At 57.4% G+C, this 319-nt stretch carries 1 protein-coding gene; it reads right to left on the bottom strand.

All coding sequences use genetic code 11. The annotated features are described in order from the left end of the window. Positions 1–201: 201 nt before the first annotated feature. Positions 202–319: DUF3363 domain-containing protein (locus C5748_RS27575; RefSeq protein WP_146119670.1), on the bottom strand; the 118-nt coding region annotated here is incomplete at its 5' end.

The raw sequence follows: 319 nt of genomic DNA on the forward strand, positions 1-319 counted from the left end.
CCTATGTCAATGGCCCCAATGCCCACGTCGCCGCCGGCAGTACCTTTGTCGATTGGCTAATGCGCGTTTGAAGAGAGCCAGGCACAATCATCGTCCAATCTTCTTGCCGGGTATGTCAGACATCGAGCTGCTTGTAGTCGGCATCCACCGACGGGTGCAAAAGCGCACGAGAATTTCGACCAAAGCGCCTTTCAATCGGCGCTACAGGGCTATTCCTCTCTGGCGACCCAATTGCCATGATACGGAGCCGCCTTGCACAATAGCTATCACCTCGCGGCCAAGCTGACGGTCGATGACCGGCCGCCACGGAACAAGGGTG

The organism is Phyllobacterium phragmitis (genome assembly GCF_002980495.1).
In the GTDB taxonomy this organism is placed as follows: Bacteria; Pseudomonadota; Alphaproteobacteria; order Rhizobiales; family Rhizobiaceae; genus Paramesorhizobium; species Paramesorhizobium phragmitis.